This window comes from Variovorax brevis, assembly GCF_030317105.1.
GTDB lineage: Bacteria > Pseudomonadota > Gammaproteobacteria > Burkholderiales > Burkholderiaceae_C > Variovorax > Variovorax brevis.
The window spans coordinates 1-1,229 of the sequence record NZ_JASZYG010000080.1 but is presented as its reverse complement, the minus strand read 5'-3'; the positions used below and the strand labels follow the sequence as shown (position 1 = coordinate 1,229).

Here is a 1,229-nt window from a genome sequence, read left to right as displayed (position 1 = left end):
CACGCGCCAGCGCGTGCAGCCTGATCGTGTCCACGCCCTCGGGCAGTTCGAGCCAGAGGAAATAGCCACCCTGCGGTGCCGACATGCGCGTCCCGGCGGGAAAGTGGGCCCGCACCGCCTCCATGGCGATCGCCAGGTAGCCGGCCAGCGCTGAACGCAGGCGCCGCAGGTGTCGGTCGTAGCCGCCGCGGTCCAGGTAGGCGGCAATGGCCGCCTCCGAGGGAATCGCCGGCGAGAGCGTGTACATGAGGCGCATCTGCTCGATCTTCGCGGCGAAGCGCCCGCCCGCGACCCAGCCGACGCGGTAGCCCGGTGCCAGGCACTTGGAGAAGGAGCCGCAGTGGATCACGAGGCCGTTGGTGTCCATGGCCTTGGCCGGCAGCGGCTTCCTGGCGCCGAAGTACAGCTCGGCATAGACGTCGTCTTCGATCAGCGGAATCTCGTGCTCGGCGAGCAGTGCAACCAGCGCCTTCTTGCGCTCATCGGGCATCGAACTGCCCAGGGGATTCTGGAAGTTCGGCATGAGCCAGCAGGCCGTGATGCGATGGCGTTTCAGCGCTTCGGCCAGGGCGTCGATGTCGATGCCCCAGGTCGGCGAAGTCGCGACCTCCAGCGCACGCAGTTGCAGTCGATCGAGCGCCTGCAGCGCGGCATAAAAGGTCGGAGACTCCACCACCACGATGTTCCCTGGCCGCGTGACCGCCTGCAGGCCCAGGTTCAGGCCCTCCATCGCGCCGCTGGTCAGCACGATCTCGGCGGGCGCGATGACCATTCCGTCCATCGCGTAGCGCAAAACGATGTGACGACGCAGCGACTCGTTGCCCGGAGCGAGGTCCTCGACCAGGCGCCATGGATCGAAGTCACGCATTTCGCTCCCGAGATGCTGCGCCAGTCGCGCGAGGGGGAACAGCGACGGGCTCGGGAACGCCGAGCCGAGCGGTACGAACTCGCGGCGGCTCATTGAACCGAGCAACTCGAAGACCATCTGGCCAATGTCCACCATCCTGGCTATTCCATTGGGACTCGAATCGTCGGGCACCTTTGGTTCCGACTGGGCAAGGTCTCCTTTCACATAGTAGCCGGAGCGGGAGCGCGCCTCGACCAGGCCGCGCGTCTCGAGCAGGTAATAGGCTTCGAATATGGTCGTCCGGCTGAGGCCGCGGGCCGCGCTGGCAGCCCGCACCGAGGGAAGTCGATCGCCCGGCCGCAGCATCCCGGAGCGGATCAGC

Annotated in this window: 1 protein-coding gene; it reads right to left on the bottom strand. The window is 66.9% G+C overall.

All coding sequences use genetic code 11. From position 1 onward, the window contains the following. Nucleotides 1-1,228, bottom strand: a 1,228-nt coding sequence (locus tag QTI66_RS39500) for an aminotransferase-like domain-containing protein (protein WP_286565837.1), incomplete at its 3' end; no start/stop codon positions are given. Nucleotide 1,229 lies beyond the last annotated feature (1 nt).